Raw genomic sequence first — 19093 nt, 5'->3', positions numbered from 1 at the left:
TGAGAGGCGTCGTTTTTGCCGCTGGGAGGCGGGTGGGGCGGTCGTTACGTTCGAGGGGTGGCCGGTGCGGGCCGGGATTCTCGGACTTGGAGGGTGACCCTCATGCATGCCCAGATCGTTCTGTTCGACGGTTTTGATCCGCTCGATGTCGTCGCCCCCTTCGAGGTGCTGTGTGCCGGCGCCACCGCCGCACCCGGCTCGGTGAGTGTGGAGCTGGTGTCCGCCGAGGGGCCGCGGGAGGTGGTCAGCGGTACGAAGGGGCTGGCGTTGCGGGCCACGGCCGCGCTCGATCCCGGGCGTGCGGGGCTGATCGTGCTGCCCGGGGCGTCGGGTCGGGTCGGGGAGCCCGGCGAGGTCCCGGGCGAGGACACGGGGGCCGGGGACGAGACGATCCCGTGCTGCTGGGCCGCACCCTGGCCACCGAGTTGCCCGTGCTGCTGACGGCGGCGATGGAGAACCCCGAGGTCATCGTCGCCGCCGTGTGCGGAGGGTCGCTGGTGCCGGCCATGGCCGGACTGCTGGAGGGGCGTCACGCCACCACCCACCACATGGGCCTCGACATGCTCGATGCCACGGGCGTCCACGCGGTGAACGCCCGTGTCGTCGACGACGGCGACCTCGTCACCGGCGCCGGTGTCACCTCGGGGCTCGACCCTGGGCCTGTACCTGCTGGAGCGCGAGGTGGGTCCGCGGATCGCCCACGCCGTCGAGGAACTGTTCGCCCACGAGCGCCGCGGCACCGTGTGGAAGGCCGAGGGGCCCTTGCCCGTCGGGTTCTGATCTCGCCGTCCACCACCCACCGTCAGGAAGAAGCACAGCATGTCTGTCGAAGGCACCTGGGACCTGGCCGTCTCGACCCCGGTCGGCCGGATCGCGGCGGTCGCCGAGTTCCGGCGGCGCGAGGACGGGCTCCTCGTCGGGACCGCCCACGGGGCGGGGGAGGAAGTACCGCTGCGTGACGTCGTACTCCACGGCGACCGGCTCACCTGGAAGCAGGCCGTCACCAAGCCGTTGCGGCTGAACCTCGCCTTCGACGTGACGGTCGACGGTGACGGCCTGGCCGGTACGTCCCGGGCCGGCCGACTGCCCGCCTCGAAGGTCACCGGGGCGCGCAGGAGGACGGACTGAACCGTTGCTCCGGGAGACGCCGGGACCGGTCAGGGGTGGTGGCCCGTCATGCGGGCCGCGGAGGCGATCGTGGCGCGGGCCTCGTGTTCCGTCAGGCCGGTGCTGCGGGCGGCCTCGACCAAGGGGTCCAGCAAGGCGGCCCCGATGCCGTTCTCGTAGGCGCGGCAGGCCGCCCAGAAGAGGCGGGTGTTGCGCTGGCCGGTGTGGGCCGCGAGAACGAACTGGACGAGTCCCCGGCCGTGGGCGTCGGTCGCGGCGTGGGCGGGAGTGTGCCGACGCGGCCGGGGCGGCGGGAGGAGCAGGCGCAGGAGCGCGGGCGGGCAGGGTGCGGGGGCGAGGTGGGCGGTGCCGGGGGCGGCGGCGTACGCGCCGTGGCGGGTGCGGGAGCCGGGGCCGACCAGGTAGCCGCCGGCGCCCCGGATGTCGATGCCGGGGGCGAGGCGGCCGGCCGAGTTGGGGACGACGACGTCGGGCGGGCCGCTCAGCCACAGGTGGCGGCCTCCGCTCGGGGTGAGGACGACGACCGTGGGCGGGATCGTGAACAGGTGGCGCAGGGCCAGTTCGCGCAGGGCGGCCGAGGAGTCCGTCTCCGACTTCGTGTCCAGGTCGACGCCGACGAGGTGGTGCGGGGGCAGACCGCAGGCGATGCCGTATCCGGTGGCCCAGGGGGCGGCGGCGAACAGTTCGCGGACGCGGGCGGGGTCGGTGGAGGCGTCGTGGACCCCGTGGCCGAGGCGGCCGCACTCGCCGTGGCAGGGGGCCGGGGACGGGTCGTCGCGGTGGGGGGAGCGGAGGGCCGGGAGCTTCGTCCGGGACAGGGGGATGACGGCCAGACCGCGTTCGGCGGCTGACAGGGCGTGTGCGAGGGCCAGCGTCGTGGCCTGCCGGTCTGTGGTGGCCATGGCTCTATGTTCGTATGTGTGTTCGAAAAAGGGAAGGGTGGGTGCGTGTGACACGCCGGGGCGGGGCGGCGGGTGGAAAAAGTGCCGGAACGCTTCACCTCTTGCGGTACTTGGGGTGCAGGTGTCCCTACTGCGCTGAGCTGGGGCGGAAGGGAAGCAAAGGGGTTTATCGACTTGTCATCACGCTTGAGGGCGAATCAGGCCTTCCGGGGTGGTTCGGCGGGGTTCGGTGGGCAATTCTGATCACGCGACGTCGTGCACAACGTCGAGGTGGTCGGCCAACTGCCTCGTCAAGAGCCAGAGTTCAGAACCGCTTCACGCAACTTCACGCAGGTCCAGGCAGCTTCACGTACTGACCGCGCCCTCGGCCGCAAGCCGGTGCGCACTTGTTCTGGAGGAACAACATGGCAAGCATCCGTACCGCCCGCGTCGTCGCCGCCGTCGCCGCCCTGCCGCTCGCCGCCGCCCTCTTCGGCGGCATCGCGACGGCGGACAACGGCGCCATCGCGGACGACGGATCGAACGCGACCGCTTCGGAGGCCTTCGCGGGCATCATCGGCAGCGGCGTCGGCGACGACAACAACGGCAACTCGTCGACCACGCAGCAGCAGGCCGTCGGCTCGGGGGCCTCGAACCAGAGCAACACCGCGCAGGTCGACGGCTCCGCGTTCACGGCGATCAACCAGGGCAACGACAACGTGGCCGTCAGCTTCTCCCCGCTGTGGTGGTGAGCTGAGGGGCCGGGGCGCGGGTGCGCTCCCGCGTCCGGTCCCTCACTCTCCGTGCGGGGTGTGCTTCATGGGGTCGCAAGGCGTCTGGGCGGCGGTGAACCGGTTGTTCCGGTACCGCCGCCCAGGCGTTTCCGTGTGCGCGGGGGCCTTCGGGCGGCCCTGCTCGCAGTGGCTCCCCCAGGGGTGAACCCGGGTGAACCCGCATGGCCTCTCCTCCCCTCGTCCACCTACAGGAGGTGCAGCCGGCACCACCCCTACAACCTGAGGCGGACGCGGCTTCGGGACCTGCGGGCGATCCGCCGGGCACCCTCCCGCTCATAGCGTTGAGCCATGACCGCACCCGTCTGCACCAGCGCTTCGAACGCCGCCACCGCCATGGCCCCGGCCAAGGTCCCGGCCAGAGCCACGGCAAGGGCGCAGACCTTCCCGTACCCGTCGTTCTCGTCGTACGTGAAGGCCCGCCAGCCGGTGCTGCTGCGTACCGCCCGGTCACTCACCGCGAACCCGAGCGACGCGGAGGACCTGCTGCAGACCGCCCTCACCAAGACCTACGTGGCCTGGGAGCGCATCGAGGACCACCGGGCGCTCGACGGCTATGTGCGCCGGGCACTGGTGAACACCCGGACGTCGCAGTGGCGCAAGCGCAAGGTCGACGAGTTCGCCTGTGACGAGCTGCCCGAGCCGGAGCCCGTGCCGGCCGGCGACGACCCGGCCGAGCGCCAGGCGCTGCACGACGCGATGTGGCGGGCGATCATGAAGCTGCCCGCCCGGCAGCGTGCGATGGTCGTCCTCAGGTACTACGAGGATCTCAGCGAGGCCCAGACGGCCGACGTGCTCGGCGTTTCCGTGGGCACGGTGAAGTCGGCGGTGTCCCGGGCGCTCGGTAAGCTGCGTGAGGACCCCGAGCTGGGATTCGTCCGGTCCTGATGCCCGGCGCGTGTGCCGCCGATGCCGCCCTCGGGGGTCCCGGCGGGACGCCTCGGAGACGCCCGCACACTGATCGATCAGCCCGGAGTAGTGACATACCGCGCGGTATGTGCGCAGAATCAGCGCAACCCTTACCGCCGCGTAGGCAAAGTCGCCCCGGGAGGACACCGTGCTGAGCACGATGCAGGACGTACCGCTGCTGATTTCGAGGATCCTGAACCACGGGTCGACGATCCACGGCAGCTCGCAGGTGACCACCTGGACCGGTGAGGACGAGCCGCACCGCCGCTCCTTCGCCGAGATCGGCGAGCGTGCCGCCCAGCTGGCGCACGCCCTGCGCGAGGATCTCGCCGTCGGCGACGACGAGCGTGTGGCGACCCTCATGTGGAACAACGCCGAGCACGTCGAGGCCTACTTCGCGATCCCCTCCATGGGCGCGATCCTCCACACCCTCAATCTCCGCCTCCCGCCCGAGCAGCTGGCCTGGATCGTGAACCACGCCGCCGACCGCGTCGTGATCGCCAACGGATCGCTGCTGCCGCTGCTCGCCCCGCTGCTCCCGCACCTGAAGACGGTCGAGCACGTCGTCGTCGCCGGCCCGGGCGACCGCTCCCCGCTGACCGGGGCGTCCGTCCAGGTGCACGAGTACGAGGACCTGATCGCCGGGAAGCCGACCGCGTACGACTGGCCCGAGCTGGACGAGCGGGCCGCCGCCGCCATGTGCTACACCTCCGGCACCACCGGCGACCCCAAGGGCGTGGTCTACAGCCACCGCTCCATCTACCTGCACTCCATGCAGGTCAACATGGCCCAGTCGATGGGCCTGACCGACGAGGACACCTCGCTGGTCGTGGTCCCGCAGTTCCACGTCAACGCGTGGGGACTGCCGCACGCCACCTTCATGACCGGCGTGAACATGCTGATGCCGGACCGCTTTCTCCAGCCCGCCCCGCTCGCCGAGATGATCGAGGGCGAGCGGCCGACGCACGCCGCCGCCGTCCCCACCATCTGGCAGGGCCTGCTCGCCGAGCTGACCGCCAAGCCGAGGGACGTCTCCTCCCTCACCCAGGTCACCATCGGCGGCTCCGCCTGCCCGCCCTCCCTCATGGAGGCGTTCGACGCGCTCGGCATGCGGGTCTGCCACGCCTGGGGCATGACGGAGACCTCCCCGCTCGGCACGATCGCCCGGCCGCCGGCCCACGCGATCGGCACCGACCGGGAATTCGCCTACCGCCTCACCCAGGGCCGCTTCCCGGCCGGCGTCGAGGCCCGCCTCACCGGTCCCGGCGGCGAGCGCCTGCCCTGGGACGGCGAGTCCGCCGGTGAGCTGGAGGTGCGCGGCAACTGGATCGCCGGCGCGTACTACAACGGGCCGGGCGCCGAGCCGCTCCGCCCCGAGGACAAGTTCAGCGAGGACGGCTGGCTGAAGACCGGCGACGTCGGCACCATCTCCCCCGACGGCTTCCTCACCCTCACCGACCGCGCCAAGGACGTCATCAAGTCCGGCGGTGAGTGGATCTCCTCCGTGGAGCTGGAGAACGCGCTGATGTCCCACCCGGATGTCGCCGAGGCCGCGGTCGTCGCCGTCCCCGACGACAAGTGGGGCGAGCGCCCGCTGGCCACCGTCGTCCTCAAGGAGGGCGCGAGCGTCGGCTTCGAGGAGCTGCGGTCCTTCCTCGCCGAGGACGGCAAGATCGCCAAGTGGCAGCTCCCGGAGCGCTGGACGGTGATCGAGGCGGTGCCTAAGACGAGCGTCGGCAAGTTCGACAAGAAGGTGCTGCGCAGGCAGTACGCCGACGGAGGGCTGGACGTGACCCGGCTCTGACCGAGTCCGGAACGCGCGTACGCCGGGCGGCATCGAGCCCGGCGTACACGCGTCAGTTGGTGCCGATCCGGGAGAGCAGCTCGACGATCCGGGACTGCACCTCGCCGCTGGTGGAACGCTCCGCCAGGAACAGCACCGTCTCGCCCGAGGCCAGCCGCGGCAGGTCGGCCTGGTCGACGGCGGCGGTGTAGACGACGAGCGGGGTGCGGTTGAGCTGCCCGTTCGCCCGCAGCCAGTCGATGATCCCGGCGTGCCCCTCCTGGCGCCCCTCGATCTGCATCAGGTCCATCACGACCAGGTTGGGCCGGAACTGCCCGGCCAGCGTCACCGCGTCGGCGTCGCTCGCCGCCCGCGCCACCTGCATCCCGCGCCGCTCCAGCGTCGAGGTCAGCGCCAGCGCGATCTCCGCGTGCTCCTCGATCAGCAGGACGCGCGGCGGATGCTGCTCGCTGTCGCGCGGCGCGAGCGCCTTCAGCAGTACGGCGGGATCGGCGCCGTAGGCGGCGTCCCGCGAGGCCTGTCCGAGTCCGGCCGTGACCAGCACCGGCACCTCGGCCGCCACCGCCGCCTGGCGCAGGGACTGGAGCGCGGTACGGGTGATCGGGCCGGTCAGCGGGTCCACGAACAGCGCGGCGGGGAACGCCGCGATCTGTGCGTCGACCTCCTCGCGCGAGTTCACGATCACCGGCCGGTAACCGCGGTCGCTGAGCGCCTGCTGCGTGGACACGTCCGGAGCGGGCCACACGAGCAGCCGCCGCGGGTTGTCCAGCGGCTCCGGCGGCAACTCGTCGTCCATCGGCTGCGGACGCGGCGGGTCGGCGACCTCCACGGCCCCGCCGGGCCCGTCCAGCGGCTCGGGACCCTCGGCGGCGTTGCGGTCCGGCGCGCCTATGGCGTACGACCGTCCGACGCCCTCCGTACCCGGCATGCGCCGCGGCTGACCACCGGTCAGGGACGGCTGCTCCTGGGACTGGGGCTGGGGCTGGGGCTGGGGCTGGGACTGAGGGTGGGGTTGAGGCTGCGGCTGGGGCCGGCCCGCGCCCTGGGTCTGGCCCTGGGGCTGAGTGGTGGCGGCCGGGTCGGGCGGCGTGCCCAGCTTGCGACGCCGGCCCGAACCGCCCGGCTGCTGCGGGACGGGGGTGGCCGTCGGCTGCTGCACCTGGACCGCCTGCCGGTTGAACGGCACGCCCTGGCCCAGCGTCCGCACGCTGATAGCCCGGCCCTGGGTCGAGTTCGGGTCGACGGGCGCGGACGTCTCGGCGGGCAGCGGCTGCGCCGCGCGCGGGGCGGGAGCGTTCTCGGGCGGCAGCGGCGTGCCCTGGCTCGGCGTGGTCGCGGGAACGGCCCGCGGGGGCGCCGGGGCCACGGGCGCGGCGGGGGTCCCCGGGGCGGGTGCCGACGCGGGGCCGGTGGTGCCGTCGGGTGCTGCGGGGGCCTCCGTGCCCGGTGCGGCGCCCGGCACTTCGGGAGTGGCCGCGTCCGGAGCGGTGGCGTGCGGTGCGGTCGCGTGCGTACCGGCGCCGGGCACGTCCGTGGCGGCTGCCGGCCAGGGCTGCGGCGCGGGCTGACCGGCGGTGGGCCGGGCGGTGGCGGGCTGGGCGCCCGCCGTCGCGTCGGCGGGGCGGGGCTCCCCGGGGTCGGCCGCGGCCGGTGCGGGGGCCTGCTGACCGGCGGTGCTCTGCGGCGGAACGGGCGCTCCGTGCACGGGTGCCGAGGGGGCCGGACCACCCTGCGCCGGGCCGGACGGGGCTGCCTCCGCCTGCTGGGCGGCCGCGGCCCGGCGCCGCCGTCCGGTGGGCGCCTCGGCCGGGTGCGGCTGCGGCGGGGTGTGGTCGTCGGCCTGGTCGTGCGGTACGGCGTCGTGCCGCCCGTCGTCGACGAGGGCGGCACCGGGGACGGCCGGTCCGGGCAGCGGTCCGTGGCCCCGTCCGTGCTCCTGTCCCTGCTCGTGCTCCTGGCCGTGCGCACCGGGCGCCGGGGCCGCCGCGGCCGCTCCCTGCCCTTCCGCCCCTCCGGGCTCCGCCACGGCGTCGGACGGACGGTCCGCGTCGGCGGGCGGCAGGGCGAACACCTGACGGGGCGCGGCTTCCTGTGCGGCGGCGCGCTCGTTCGCGGAGGCCAGGGCACGACGCCTGCGCCCGGTGGGCCGGTCCGCGTCGGCCGGGTCCGACTCACCGGCCTGGGCGGGGAGCGCCGGCGGCAGCGCCTGCTGCGCGGCACCGTCCCGCCGGGCACGCCGGCCGGTCGGCGCGGGAACGCCCTGCGGCGGTACGGTCCCGCCCAGACCGGTGTTGGAGGCCGCGGCCCCTCCACCGTGTTCCCCGGCCATGACGACGGCGCCCTCGGACACGCCGGCGGGAAGCGCCATCGGGTGCGCGGCCTCGACGGCGGCACCCGCGTCCTCCGCCGGGCGACCGCGCCGGCGCCCGGTACCGCCGGACCCCTCGCCGGGGGCGGCCTGCGCGGGGACCGGCAGCGGCGCGGACGCCTGCGCCACCTGGTCTTCAGCTGAGGGCTGGGCCTGGGCCGCGCGTCGCCTGCGCCGTCCCGTCGGCGCGGCACCCGCGCCCTCGGGACCGGCCTCGGCGGCACCGGACCCGTCGGCATCCTCGCCCGCCGCACCCGCGACCTCGCTCTCCAGGAACGCGTCGACGGAGGCCCGCCGGGCACGCCGCCGCCCGCCACCGGAACCGGCCGGTTCGGCACCGGCCGGACCACCGACCGTGCCCGCGGCACCCGCGGCACCCGCGTCCTCGGCGGCGCCCGGCTCCGAGACCAGTGCCGGAGCCCGGTCCGCGACCGCTCCCGCCCCGCCCCCGATCGGCACCTCCAGCACGAACGCGCTGCCGCTCATCCCCGGTACCTCGTGCGTCTGGAGCACGCCACCGTGCGCCCGCACGATCCCGCGCACGATCGGCTCGTGCACCGGGTCGCCCCCGGAGTACGGCCCGCGCACCTCGATGCGTACGACCTCGCCGCGCTGCGCCGCCGCGACCACGACGGTGTTGTCCAGGTAGCCGCCGGTCGCCGACACGGGCGAGTTGCCGGTGGCGTCGACGCCCGCCACGTCCGCGACGAGGTGCGCGAGGGCGATCGCGAGCAGCCGGTGGTCGACCTCGGCCTCGATGGGCGGCGCGTGCACCGCGAACTGCACGCGCCCCGGCCCGATCAGCTCGACGGCACCGTCGACACCGGAGGCGACGACCGCGTCGAGCATCACCTTCGTACGGGCGACGCCCTCGTTGCCGACGTCGAGGCGCTGGTAGCCGAGGACGTTGTCGATGAGCGTGGTGATGCGCGAGTAACCGGCCGACAGGTGGTGCAGCACCTGGTTGGCCTCGGGCCACAGCTGCCCGGCGTCGTCCGAGGCCAGCGCGGCCAGCTCCTGGCGCAGCTCGTCCAGGGGGCCGCGCAGGGAGCCGCCGAGGAGGGTGAGGAGCTGCTCGTGCCGGGCGGCGAGCGCCTCGTAGCGGTCCTTCTCCCGTTCGCCGAGGGCGGCGTAGCGGTCCGCGTCCGCGGCGACCTCCTCCGCGTGCTTCTCCCGCAGCTCCTCCAGCTCACTCACGTGTTCCTGGCGCAGGGCGGTCAGCTCGGCGGCGTGCTCCTCGGCGAGCCGCTCCAGTTCCTCGGCGTGCCGCCGTTCCGCGTCCTCGTGCTCCTTGACCAGGGCGTCGTGGGGGCGCCGGTCGGTGAAGGTCATCACGGCGCCGACGAGCTGGTCGCCGTCGCGCACGGGGGCGGTCGTCAGGTCGACCGGCACCTGGTCGCCGCTCTTGGAGAACAGCACCTGCCCGCGCACCCGGTGCTTGCGTCCGGAGCGCAGGGTGTCGGCGAGCGGGGACTCGTCGTACGGGAAGGGGGAGCCGTCGGCCCGCGAGTGCAGGACGAGGGTGTGCAGCTCGCGGCCGCCGAGGTCGCTGGCGCGGTAACCCAGTATCTGGGCGGCGGCCGGGTTGACGAGGACGATCCGCCCGTCGGTGTCGGTGCCGACGACGCCCTCGGCGGCGGCCCGCAGGATCATCTCGGTCTGCCGCTGCGAACGGGCCAGTTCGGCCTCGGTGTCGATGGTGCCGGAGAGGTCGCGGACGACGAGCATCAGCAGTTCGTCGCCGGTGTAGCCGTAGTTGTCGTAGGCCTGCTGGCCGGTCTCCAGGTTGGCGCTGGTGACCTCGACGGGGAACTCACTGCCGTCGGTGCGCCGGGCGACCATGCGGGTCGGCTTGGTGCGTGTCCGGGGGTCGATGTGGTCGGGGCGCCGCATCGACCCGGGGATGAGCCGCGAGTCGAACTCCGGCAGCAGATCCAGCAGGCCGCGCCCGACCAGCGCCGTGCCCGGCGTCTCGAAGGCCTCCAGCGCGATGGTGTTGGCGTTGACGACGGTGCCGTTGGCGTTGACCAGGACCAACGCGTCCGGCAGCGCGTCCAGTATGGCTGCGAGGCGAGCAGCGCCTCGGGATGGCCTGCTGCTCACGAGACGCTTCCCTCCTGTTACCGCACTTGCCGACCGCTCGGGCCATCTTGCCAATCGGCCCGCAGCGTGTCACGCGAGGGAGTCTAAGGGTTGGGGCCCGGCGGGCGGTGCGGGACGGGACGGAGGTCGCACGCGGGAATGACGCAGAACGTGTGACCGATGCCCCCGGGCGCCGCCCTTCCGGCACTCGCCGGGGGGCGCCTACGACCGTCCCGGCGCCCCCACCTCGGGCAGCAGCGGCACCATGCGGTCCCAGCGGGAGATCTCGCAGCCGTCGCGGCGGTCGTACGTGACGTCGACCGGGCGCCCGGCCCAGGTGCCCGTGACGTGTGCGGTGGCCGGGCCGCCGTACTGCATGGTGCAGACGCTGCCCTCGGGGACCGGCGCGAAGGCGTCCTGCCCCCAGCGCGTGTCGCGCTCGACGACGGCGCAGGCGCCGGCCGGGTCGGGGTGGGTGCCGCCGGCGGGGCCGCAGGACAGCTCGTACGTGCCGTCGGCGTCCGGACCGGTGTCCCGGACGGTGACGGTCAGGTGGTCCGTGGCCCGGTCGTCCGGGCCGGCGGCGGGGGCGGGGGCGGGGGCGTACGGCCCGGCGGCCGCGGCCGGGTGCGCGGCCAGGGCGGCGAGGCTCGCGACGGACAGGGCGGCGGCGCCGAGGAGGCGGGCGGCGGGGACTCGGGTGACCTGCGACATGACCTGACTAACGCGTCGGCCCGCCGGACGTTGCGCGACCGGCGGGCGACCACGTCGTAAGGCTTTGCCCTGCGGCCCGCCCGCCTAGTACCGTAGGGGTCGATTGGTGACAGCGCGCTCAACTGTGTCATCATCGGCACGCACCGCTCGCGCTCGCACGCGAGTCGGTGATGTTGTCTGGAGGCGTCGCCTAGTCCGGTCTATGGCGCCGCACTGCTAATGCGGTTTGGGGCTTACCCCCCATCGAGGGTTCAAATCCCTCCGCCTCCGCACCGATCACCGAAGCCCCGGCCACTTGGCCGGGGCTTCGGTGTTTTCGCAGGTCACAAGGGGTGCGGTCAATGGATTTCACATGACGGCGGCAGTCATGTAATGTTCTTCCTGTCGCCGCGAGCGGGCCGAAAGGACCGGGAGCGACGGTAGAACTGAAAAGACAAGCACTCGTAGCTTAACGGATAGAGCATCTGACTACGGATCAGAAGGTTGCAGGTTCGAATCCTGCCGAGTGCACATGTGACAGAGGCCACGGAGAAATCCGGGGCCTCTGTCGTTGTTGTTCCATTGCATCCCCCGGTAGAGGCCCGCCCGGTCCGGGCGGGCATCCACCGAGTGCCGCGTCAGGTGTTGTCCGCACCCCTGCGGCGGCGTGCGGCGACGATCGTGCCGGCGCCGAGTGCCACGGCGACGGCGCTCGCGATGCCGAGCGGCGCCAGTGCGGGGGACGTGCCGGTCTGGGCGAGGGTGCCGCCGGTGCCGGCGGCCGACGTGCGCACCGTCTGTGTCGTCGGTGTCGTCTGCGTCGTCTGCTTCGGGGTGCCGCCCTGGGGGGAGGTGCCCGTGCCCGTCGTGCCCGGCCGCTTGTCGTCGTCCTTGCCGGGCGCGCCCGGGTCGGCCTCGTCCACCGTGCCGGGGTCGCTGTCCGCGGGCAGGAGTTCGAAGTCGTAGCGCTTCATCGGGCCCAGGACGCAGGGCTTGTACGCGCTGGAGGCGTCGGCGGCGAACAGGGCGAAGGCGTCGGCGGCCCCGGCGCCGGAGGCGACCTTCATCCGCAGCTTCACGTCGCTGTGCTCGCCGGGCTTCATGGTGTCGACGGGGGCGATGTGCTCGGGCCGGTTGCCGTCCAGGGCCTTCCAGCCGGAGCCGTCGGACCACTTGACCTTCAGCGCGCTCTTCGCACCGCTGCCCTCGCCTGCCACGCGCACGAAGGCCAGGGGGTCCACGTCCAGCGTGCGCTCGGACCCGTTGGTCACGCGCAGGGTGAAGTCCACGGTGGTGCCGGCGACGACCTTGGACGGCAACCCCACCGCGCGAGCGGTCAGTCCGTTCTCGCGGACGCACTCCTTCGCGGTGCCGAGCGCTTCCTCGGCGGCCTCCTTGGCCTCGAGCGCCTTCTCCAGGGCCGTCTGGAGCTTCCCGTACTCGCGCACCGCCGCCACCCGGGCGTCGCCCAGCGCGGTCTGGGCCGCCTCGGCGGTGGCGTCGGCCTTCTGCCTGGCCTCGGCGGCCTCCGCCAGGTCGCTCTCGGCGGCCTCCAGAGCCTGCTGCGCCTCGGCCTTCTCGGCGTCGGTCACGGCCGCCTCGACCGAGGCCCGCGCGTCCGCAACGGCCTTCCCGGCGGCCGCCTCGGCGTCGGCCGCGTCCTTGGCCGCCTTGTCGGCGGTGATCGTGGCCGCCTTGAGCGGGTGGGTGTCGGAGTCCAGCGCCGCCAGGGTGGCGTCGACCGTCTTCCGCCCCTCCTTCTCGGCGGCGAGGGCGTCCTCGTACTCCTTGGCCGCGTCCGCGGCGGCCTTCTGCAACTCCGCGTACGTGGGCTGGTGCTGCGTCTGTGCCGCGGGCGTCCCGGCGGCGAACGCCGGGGCGGCGGTGAGCAGTACGACGGGAGTGGCGACCGCGACCGCGGCGGCCACGGACAGGGAACGACGGAGTCTCACAAATGGGCCCTTCATGGGGGAGAGACGGTGGGGGCCGGCCGCCGCGAGTGTGGGGGTCGGCCTGAAAGTGTGATGAGTTTATGATCAACAGGGTCTTCCGTGCCGGGCAATACCGCGGCACAGGTCTGTCGCAGACGCGTCGCAAGGTCGCACCGCCCGGTGAAGAAGGCCCGTGACTGTGTCTAGGGTGTGCCCATGTTGCGACGACGCGTCTCCATATCCGACAGGCCGACCGCCACCCGGCCGAGCCTCGACGGAGGCATCCGGTGAACAAGCCGCTGAGGGCCGTGGCGATCTTCTGCGGGCTGCTGGTGCTCGGCCTGCTGATCCGTGCGAACTGGCTGCAGTACGTCCGGGCCCCGGAGCTCGCCTCCGACACCAAGAACCGGCGGGTGCAGATCGAGCAGTTCTCCACCCCGCGCGGTGACATCATCGTCGGCGGGCGGGCCATCACGGGCTCCACCGAGACCGAGGGCGACCTCAAGTACAAGCGCACCTACGTCAACGGGCCGATGTACGCGCCGGTGACCGGGTACGCGTCGCAGGCCCAGGGCATGACGCTGCTGGAGAAGACCTACGACGGCATCCTGACCGGCAAGGACGACCGGCTGGCGTTCCAGCGGTTCGCCGACGTCGTCAGCGGGGAGGGCCGCCGGGCCGGCTCGGTGGTCACCACCATCGACCCGAAGGCGCAGAAGGCCGCCTGGGACGGGCTGACCAAGCTGGAGGGCGCCCGGGGAGCCGTGGTCGCACTCGACCCGAGCACGGGCAAGGTGCTGGCGCTGGTGTCGGCGCCCTCCTACGACCCGTCGACGTTCTCGGGCGGCACCTTCAACGAGTCGGACCGCTTCGTCGCGCTCACCAAGGAGAAGCGCAAGCCGCTCGCCAACCGCGCGCTGCGCGAGACCTACCCGCCGGGCTCCACCTTCAAGATCCTCACCGCGGCCGCCGCGCTGGAGCACGGAGCGGTCAGCGACATCAATGCGCGCACGGACGCCGAGTCGCCGTACCAGCTGCCGCAGTCCAGCACCAAGATCGGCAGTGAGGCCGGCGACGGCGTCTGCAACAAGGCCTCGATGAAGGTCGCGATGCAGTGGTCGTGCAACAACGTCTTCCTCGACGCCGCCGCCGAGCTGGGGCCGGAGAAGATGCGGGAGACGGCCGAGAAGTTCGGCTTCAACGAGGACGTCTACTCCGACGACTTCGGCGACCTGCTCGCCACCAAGAGCCTCTACCCCAAGGACCTCGACCTGCCGGGCACCGCGCTCACCGGCATGGGACAGGGCAGCCTCACCAGCACGCCGATGCAGATGGCCATGGTCACCGCCGCGCTGGCCAACGACGGCAAGCTGATGCAGCCCTACATCGTCGACGAGGTCAAGGGCCCGGACCTCGACACGCTGGAGAAGACCGAACCCGCGGTGATGAGCGAGGCGGTCTCCGCCGAGACCGCGCAGAAGGTCCAGCAGATGATGGAGTTCACCGCCAAGGAGGGCAGCGCCAAGCGCGCCCTGATCGACGGCATCACGGTCGGCGGCAAGACGGGTACCGCGCAGCGCGGTGTCGACGTGGACGACGAGGTGCCCTACGGCTGGTTCGTCTCCTACGGCAAGAAGGACGACGGGTCCTCCGTCGCCGTCGCCGTCTTCATCGACCCGACCGACATGGACATCTCCCGCGCGGACATCTCCGGTGGACGCCTCGGCGCACCCATCGCCCGGGACGTCATGAAGGCGGTCCTGCAGCAGTGACGCGGAGCGCGGTGGCGGGTCAGGCCCGGCCGGCGTCGTACGCCTCGCGGGCCTGCTCCACCGCCGTCATCCGCCGCTCCGTCCAGCGGGCCAGGCCCCGGACCTGTTCGGCGGCCTCCCGGCCGAGGTCCGTGAGGGAGTAGTCCACGCGGGGCGGGATCACCGGTTTGGCGTCCCGGTGGACCAGGCCGTCGCGCTCCAGGGTCCGCAGGGTCTGCGCCAGCATCTTCTCGCTGACCTGGCCGATCTCCCGGCGCAGTTCGCTGAAGCGGTAGGGGCGGTCCAGCAGGGCGATCAGGGCCAGGGTGCCCCAGCGGCTGGTGACGTGCTCCATGACCAGGCGTTCCGGACACGTCGCGTCGCTTCCCATCATGCTCATACCGTACGTCGAGGCGGGCACTGTCTTCTGGGCAGTGCCCGCCTCGTCGCTGTTGCTGTCGGGGGCGTTGTCAGTGGTGGCCTCTACGCTCGGCGGGGATGGCACAGACGTGGAAGTGCTCGGGGCTGCGGTGGGCGGCGGACGGTCCCGTGCTGACGTGGGTCGGGGGACGGCGCAGTGCGCTGGTCCGGGGCAGAAGGGTGGCCTTCGGGGTCGCCGAGGGGGGTGAGCGGACCTGCGTGGGGGCACGGGGGCACGCATGCCCGGTGCGGGCCGGCGTGCCGGGGCGGAGCACGGGGGCGCGGTGCGAGGAGTGCGCGCGGCTGGACCGGGCGCACTCCGTGGCCGCCGACACCGTCGCGGACGATCCGCGGCCGTACCGCGTCTACCTGGCGTGGTTCGGGCCGGGCCTCGTCAAGGTCGGGATCACCGCGTACGAGCGGGGGTCCGCCCGGCTGCTGGAGCAGGGCGCCGTCTGCTTCAGCTGGCTGGGCCACGGCCCGCTGATGGCCGCGCGGCGGACGGAGGAGCTGCTGCGGGCCGCGCTGGGGGTGCCCGACCGCATCCCCTACGCCCAGAAGCGTGCGGTCCGGTCCGGGCTGCCGGGGTCGGAGGGGGAGCGGACGGCCGAGATCGCGGAGCTGCACGCGCGGGCGGTGGCGCTGGGCGGCTGGCCGGAGTCGCTGACGCCGGCGCCGTTCCGGGGCGTGGACCATGCCGCCGCCTTCGGTGTCGCGGAGGCAGGGGCCGACGGTCCGGGCGCCGTGGGGGAGGTGACCGAACTGGTGGCCGGCGGCGCGATCGGGGGCGGGCTGATGGCCGTCGCGGGACCCGATCTGCATCTGGCGACGGAGCGGGGGGTGATCGTGCTCGACTCACGGCTGATGACCGGGTGGGAGCTGGTGGCGGCCGGGGGCGAACCGTGCGCCGTGCCCGTGCGGGGGTTCAGGGGCGTGGCGGCCGGGGTGCAGGACGGGCTGTTCTGACCTCGCCCCCGGACAGTCCCGATCCGGCCCCTTGTTCCGGGGGCGGGCCGGGCGCGATCGTGGCTGCATGAGTGATCACGAGGCCGGACAGGTCCGCCGGTTCTGGGAGGGGCTCGGGCTGCCCGGGCTGGTCGACGTGCACACGCACTTCATGCCCGAGCGCGTCCTGCGCAAGGTGTGGGGCTACTTCGACTCCCTCGGGCCGCTGACCGGCGGCGTCGAGTGGCCGATCACCTACCGGAGGGAGGAGGACGAACGGACGGCACTGCTGCGGGAGTTCGGCGTGCGGTCCTTCACCGCCATGCTGTACCCGCACAAGGCGGGCATGGCCCGGTGGCTGAACGGCTGGGCGGTGGACTTCGCCCGCCGGACCCCCGACTGTCTGCACACCTCCACCCTCTTCCCGGAGCCCGGCGTCGAGGCGTACGTCCGCGAGGCGGTCGAGGCGGGGGCGCGGGTCTTCAAGGCGCACGTCCAGGTCGGTGCCTACGACCCGGCCGACGAGCTGCTCGACGGTGCGTGGGGGCTGCTCGCCGAGGCGGGGGTGCCCGTCGTGATCCACTGCGGGTCCGGGCCGGCGCCCGGCAAGCACACCGGGCCCGAGCCGATCGCCCGCGTGCTCGCCCGCCACCCCCGGCTGCGGCTGATCGTCGCGCACATGGGGATGCCCGAGTACGAGGGCTTCCTGGACCTGGCCGAGCGGTACGGCGAGGTGCGGCTGGACACGACCATGGCGTTCACCGACTTCAGCGAGCGGCTCGCCCCCTTCCCCCGGCGGGCGCTGCCCCGGCTGGCCGGCCTCGGCGACCGCGTCCTGCTGGGCACGGACTTCCCCAACATCCCCTACCCCTACCTGCACCAGCTGCGCGCGCTGGAGCGGCTGGAGCTCGGCGACGCGTGGCTGCGGGGCGTGTGCCACGACAACGGGGCCCGGCTGTTCGGGCTGCCCGGGCACTGACGGCGACCGGCCGCTGCGGCCGGGCGGTGCCTGGGAGGCCCCTGTGGGTTTCTCAGGAAAATCACAGCTTGGCGAAAGAGTGCTCTCAGAGCGCACCGCCAGGGTGTCCGGTATGACCACGACCTCGCCCCAGGGGCGCACCGAACTGCTGAGGCCGGACGGGAGCCCCGTCCGGGTGCTTGTAGTGGACGACGAGCTGTCCATCACCGAACTGCTCTCCATGGCCCTGCGCTACGAGGGCTGGCAGATCCGCAGCGCGGGCGACGGCCACGGCGCCGTCCAGGCCGCGCGCGAGTTCCGGCCCGACGCGGTGGTGCTGGACATGATGCTGCCCGACATGGACGGGCTGAGCGTGCTGGGGCGGCTGCGCCGCGACGTGCCGGACGTGCCGGTGCTGTTCCTGACCGCCAAGGACGCGGTCGAGGACCGCATCGCCGGGCTGACCGCGGGCGGGGACGACTACGTCACCAAGCCGTTCAGCCTGGAGGAGGTCGTCGCCCGGCTGCGCGGACTGATCCGGCGCACCGGTGCCGCCGACCGGCGCTCCGAGTCCGTCCTGGTCGTCGGCGACCTCACCCTCGACGAGGACAGCCACGAGGTGACGCGGGGCGGTGACGGCATCCACCTCACCGCTACCGAGTTCGAACTGCTGCGGTTCCTGATGCGCAACCCGCGGCGCGTGCTGAGCAAGGCGCAGATCCTGGACCGCGTGTGGTCGTACGACTTCGGCGGGCAGGCCAACGTCGTCGAGCTGTACATCTCCTACCTGCGCCGGAAGATCGACGCCGGACGCGAGCCGATGATCCACACGCGGCGCGGCGCCGGCTATCTGATCAAGCCCGCGGTGTCGTGAGCGGACGGCGGCGACCGCGTCCGCGGACCCTGCGGACGCGGCTCGTCGTCGTGTCCGTGGCGTTGATCGCGGTGGTGTGCGCGGTGATCGGCACGGTGACGACGGTGGCCCTGCGGTCGCACCTGTACGACCAGCTGGACAAGCAGCTGCACGAGGTCGCCATGCGGGTCTCCGGCTTCGGGCCGCCCGTCGGCACCGGCCCCGGCGACCTCCAGCCCGGCGCCGACGGCCCGCGGCGGATGGACCTGGACGAGTTCGTCACCCGCGGCCCGCAGCCGCTCGGCACGATCGTCGCCGAGGTCCAGGACGGTGCCGTCGTCGACGCCAAGTACGGCGAGAAGGACGACGACAGCACCGACTTCAGCGGTACCAGCCCGGTCGCCCTCACCGAGGCGGAACGCGCCGCGCTGGCCTCCGCACCCCGCGACGGGGACCAGCACACCGTCGAGATCGGCGACCTCGGCGACTACCGCGTGGAGTACCGGGACGGGTACTACGCCGCCGTCCCCACCTCCGAGGTCACCGGCACCGTCAACACCCTGATCATCGTCGAGGCCAGCGTCACCGCCGCCGGCCTCGTCGCCGCCTGTCTCGCCGGCACCGTCATCGTCGGTGTCGCCACCCGCCCCCTGCGCAGGGTCGCCGCCACCGCCACCCGCGTCTCCGAACTCCCCCTGCACGCGGGCGAGGTGAGCCTCGACGAACGCGTCCCGGAGTCCGAGTGCGACCCGCACACCGAGGTCGGCCGGGTCGGCGCCGCGCTCAACCGGATGCTCAACCACGTGCACGGGGCCCTGCACGCCCGCCAGGCCAGCGAGACGCGGGTACGGCAGTTCGTCGCCGACGCCAGCCACGAGCTGCGCACGCCGCTCGCCTCGATCCGCGGGTACGCCGAACTGACCCGCCGGGGAGGGGAACAGGTCGGCCCCGACACCCGGCACGCGCTGGGCCGCATCGAGTCCGAGGCCGGGCGGATGACCGGGCTGGTCGAGGACCTGCTCCTGCTCGCCCGCCTGGACGCCGGACGGCCGCTGGAGTTCGGGCGGACCGACCTCGTACCGCTCGTCGTGGACACCGTCAGCGACGCCCGCGCGGCCGGGCTGGACCACACCTGGCGCCTCGACCTGCCCGACGAACCGGCGATCGTCTCGGCGGACGCCGCCCGGCTCCAGCAGGTGCTGGTCAACCTGCTGGCCAACGCACGCACCCACACCCCGCCCGGCACCACCGTCACCGCGCGCGTGCGGTGCGACGGGGCGTGGCTGTGCGCGGACGTGGAGGACAACGGGCCGGGGATACCCGCCGGGTTGCTGCCGCACGTCTTCGAGAGGTTCGCGCGCGGCGACTCGGCCCGCTCCCGCGCCACCGGCTCGACGGGCCTCGGGCTCGCCATCGTGCAGGCCGTGGCGGCCGCGCACGGCGGCGCCGTGACCGTCGACAGCGTGCCCGGACGCACCGTCTTCACCCTGCACCTGCCGGCCCCGGCGAGCTCGCCGGCGCACTCACAGGCACAGCACAGCGTCACCACACGGGTGCGACAGGGGAGTTGAGAAGTGTC

General features: G+C 73.3%; 14 protein-coding genes, 2 tRNA genes and 1 pseudogene. 12 read left to right on the top strand and 5 right to left on the bottom strand.

The genetic code is table 11. The annotated features are described in order from the left end of the window. The first annotated feature begins 102 nt into the window (after positions 1 to 102). Positions 103 to 780 (top strand): annotated as a pseudogene (locus AMK11_RS11515) (DJ-1/PfpI family protein). Between the two features lie 39 nt (positions 781 to 819). Next, positions 820 to 1128 (top strand): hypothetical protein, encoded by a 309-nt coding sequence (locus AMK11_RS11510; protein WP_073725953.1) that lies wholly within the window; start codon positions 820 to 822, stop codon positions 1126 to 1128. 29 nt (positions 1129 to 1157) lie between these two features. Here AMK11_RS11510 and AMK11_RS11505 read toward each other — a convergent pair whose 3' ends face one another. Beyond that, positions 1158 to 2030, bottom strand: coding sequence for a bifunctional DNA primase/polymerase (locus AMK11_RS11505; protein ID WP_073725951.1), 873 nt, complete (start codon positions 2028 to 2030; stop codon positions 1158 to 1160). A gap of 404 nt (positions 2031 to 2434) precedes the next feature. Between AMK11_RS11505 and AMK11_RS11500 the strand changes: the two genes are divergently transcribed. The 3 genes from AMK11_RS11500 to AMK11_RS11490 all read left to right on the top strand — a co-directional run bounded on the left by AMK11_RS11500 (position 2435) and on the right by AMK11_RS11490 (position 5513). Continuing rightward, positions 2435 to 2761 (top strand): hypothetical protein, encoded by a 327-nt coding sequence (locus AMK11_RS11500; protein WP_073725949.1) that lies wholly within the window; start codon positions 2435 to 2437, stop codon positions 2759 to 2761. 330 nt (positions 2762 to 3091) lie between these two features. After that, positions 3092 to 3688 carry a SigE family RNA polymerase sigma factor gene (locus tag AMK11_RS11495; protein WP_073725947.1) on the top strand — a complete coding sequence of 199 codons (597 nt, stop codon included), beginning with the start codon at positions 3092 to 3094 and terminating at the stop codon, positions 3686 to 3688. Positions 3689 to 3857: 169 nt separating this feature from the next. Continuing rightward, a complete protein-coding gene (locus AMK11_RS11490) occupies positions 3858 to 5513 on the top strand; it encodes a long-chain fatty acid--CoA ligase (RefSeq protein WP_198941341.1) in 1656 nt (551 codons plus the stop codon). A gap of 52 nt (positions 5514 to 5565) precedes the next feature. Here the strand turns inward: AMK11_RS11490 and AMK11_RS11485 are convergent, their stop codons facing one another. Then, complete coding sequence (locus AMK11_RS11485) at positions 5566 to 9984, bottom strand: hybrid sensor histidine kinase/response regulator (RefSeq protein ID WP_073725945.1); 4419 nt, start codon at positions 9982 to 9984, stop codon at positions 5566 to 5568. Between the two features lie 201 nt (positions 9985 to 10185). Further along, positions 10186 to 10677 carry an SSI family serine proteinase inhibitor gene (locus AMK11_RS11480; protein ID WP_073725943.1) on the bottom strand — a complete coding sequence of 164 codons (492 nt, stop codon included), beginning with the start codon at positions 10675 to 10677 and terminating at the stop codon, positions 10186 to 10188. A 179-nt stretch (positions 10678 to 10856) separates the two neighbouring features. On the opposite strand from AMK11_RS11480, the gene AMK11_RS11475 reads away from it, so the two are divergent. Both AMK11_RS11475 and AMK11_RS11470 read left to right on the top strand, forming a co-directional pair. Further along, positions 10857 to 10947: transfer RNA gene (locus tag AMK11_RS11475), tRNA-Ser, on the top strand. 167 nt (positions 10948 to 11114) lie between these two features. Further along, a tRNA-Arg gene (locus tag AMK11_RS11470) sits at positions 11115 to 11187 on the top strand. A gap of 107 nt (positions 11188 to 11294) precedes the next feature. On the opposite strand, the gene AMK11_RS11465 is transcribed toward AMK11_RS11470, so the two are convergent. After that, positions 11295 to 12608: a hypothetical protein gene (locus AMK11_RS11465; RefSeq protein WP_073725941.1), complete on the bottom strand. Its 1314-nt coding sequence runs from the start codon at positions 12606 to 12608 to the stop codon at positions 11295 to 11297. Positions 12609 to 12874: 266 nt separating this feature from the next. Between AMK11_RS11465 and AMK11_RS11460 the strand changes: the two genes are divergently transcribed. After that, a complete protein-coding gene (locus tag AMK11_RS11460) occupies positions 12875 to 14359 on the top strand; it encodes a peptidoglycan D,D-transpeptidase FtsI family protein (RefSeq protein WP_073725939.1) in 1485 nt (494 codons plus the stop codon). Positions 14360 to 14378: 19 nt separating this feature from the next. Here AMK11_RS11460 and AMK11_RS11455 read toward each other — a convergent pair whose 3' ends face one another. Beyond that, on the bottom strand, positions 14379 to 14738 hold the full coding sequence (locus AMK11_RS11455) for a winged helix-turn-helix transcriptional regulator (protein ID WP_073725937.1): 360 nt from the start codon (positions 14736 to 14738) through the stop codon (positions 14379 to 14381). Between the two features lie 98 nt (positions 14739 to 14836). Between AMK11_RS11455 and AMK11_RS11450 the strand changes: the two genes are divergently transcribed. From AMK11_RS11450 to AMK11_RS11435, 4 genes are all read left to right on the top strand, one after another. Then, positions 14837 to 15724 (top strand): DUF2797 domain-containing protein, encoded by an 888-nt coding sequence (locus AMK11_RS11450; RefSeq protein ID WP_073725935.1) that lies wholly within the window; start codon positions 14837 to 14839, stop codon positions 15722 to 15724. 67 nt (positions 15725 to 15791) lie between these two features. After that, a complete protein-coding gene (locus AMK11_RS11445; RefSeq protein ID WP_073725933.1) occupies positions 15792 to 16682 on the top strand; it encodes an amidohydrolase family protein in 891 nt (296 codons plus the stop codon). Between the two features lie 112 nt (positions 16683 to 16794). Continuing rightward, complete coding sequence (locus AMK11_RS11440; RefSeq protein ID WP_198941340.1) at positions 16795 to 17535, top strand: response regulator transcription factor; 741 nt, start codon at positions 16795 to 16797, stop codon at positions 17533 to 17535. Beyond that, the gene (locus tag AMK11_RS11435) at positions 17532 to 19085 is read left to right on the top strand and encodes a HAMP domain-containing sensor histidine kinase (RefSeq protein WP_073725929.1); all 1554 of its coding nucleotides are present in this window, start codon (positions 17532 to 17534) and stop codon (positions 19083 to 19085) included. The genes AMK11_RS11440 and AMK11_RS11435 overlap by 4 nt, the downstream gene beginning before the upstream one ends. Positions 19086 to 19093: the final 8 nt, after the last annotated feature.

It is taken from the genome of Streptomyces sp. CB02414 (assembly GCF_001905385.1).
In the GTDB taxonomy this organism is placed as follows: domain Bacteria; phylum Actinomycetota; class Actinomycetes; order Streptomycetales; family Streptomycetaceae; genus Streptomyces.
This window is presented reverse-complemented; position numbering and strand designations above follow the sequence as displayed.

What these genes read in the sequence shown, in the direction of transcription:
- AMK11_RS11445 (WP_073725933.1), top strand. Translation starts at nt 15,792, where the DNA reads ATGAGTGATCACGAGGCCGGACAGGTCCGCCGGTTCTGGGAGGGGCTC.
- AMK11_RS11495 (WP_073725947.1), top strand. Translation starts at nt 3,092, where the DNA reads ATGACCGCACCCGTCTGCACCAGCGCTTCGAACGCCGCCACCGCCATG.
- AMK11_RS11480 (WP_073725943.1), bottom strand. Translation starts at nt 10,677, where the DNA reads ATGTCGCAGGTCACCCGAGTCCCCGCCGCCCGCCTCCTCGGCGCCGCC.
- AMK11_RS11440 (WP_198941340.1), top strand. Translation starts at nt 16,795, where the DNA reads ATGACCACGACCTCGCCCCAGGGGCGCACCGAACTGCTGAGGCCGGAC.
- AMK11_RS11500 (WP_073725949.1), top strand. Translation starts at nt 2,435, where the DNA reads ATGGCAAGCATCCGTACCGCCCGCGTCGTCGCCGCCGTCGCCGCCCTG.
- AMK11_RS11455 (WP_073725937.1), bottom strand. Translation starts at nt 14,738, where the DNA reads ATGAGCATGATGGGAAGCGACGCGACGTGTCCGGAACGCCTGGTCATG.
- AMK11_RS11505 (WP_073725951.1), bottom strand. Translation starts at nt 2,030, where the DNA reads ATGGCCACCACAGACCGGCAGGCCACGACGCTGGCCCTCGCACACGCC.
- AMK11_RS11450 (WP_073725935.1), top strand. Translation starts at nt 14,837, where the DNA reads ATGGCACAGACGTGGAAGTGCTCGGGGCTGCGGTGGGCGGCGGACGGT.
- AMK11_RS11510 (WP_073725953.1), top strand. Translation starts at nt 820, where the DNA reads ATGTCTGTCGAAGGCACCTGGGACCTGGCCGTCTCGACCCCGGTCGGC.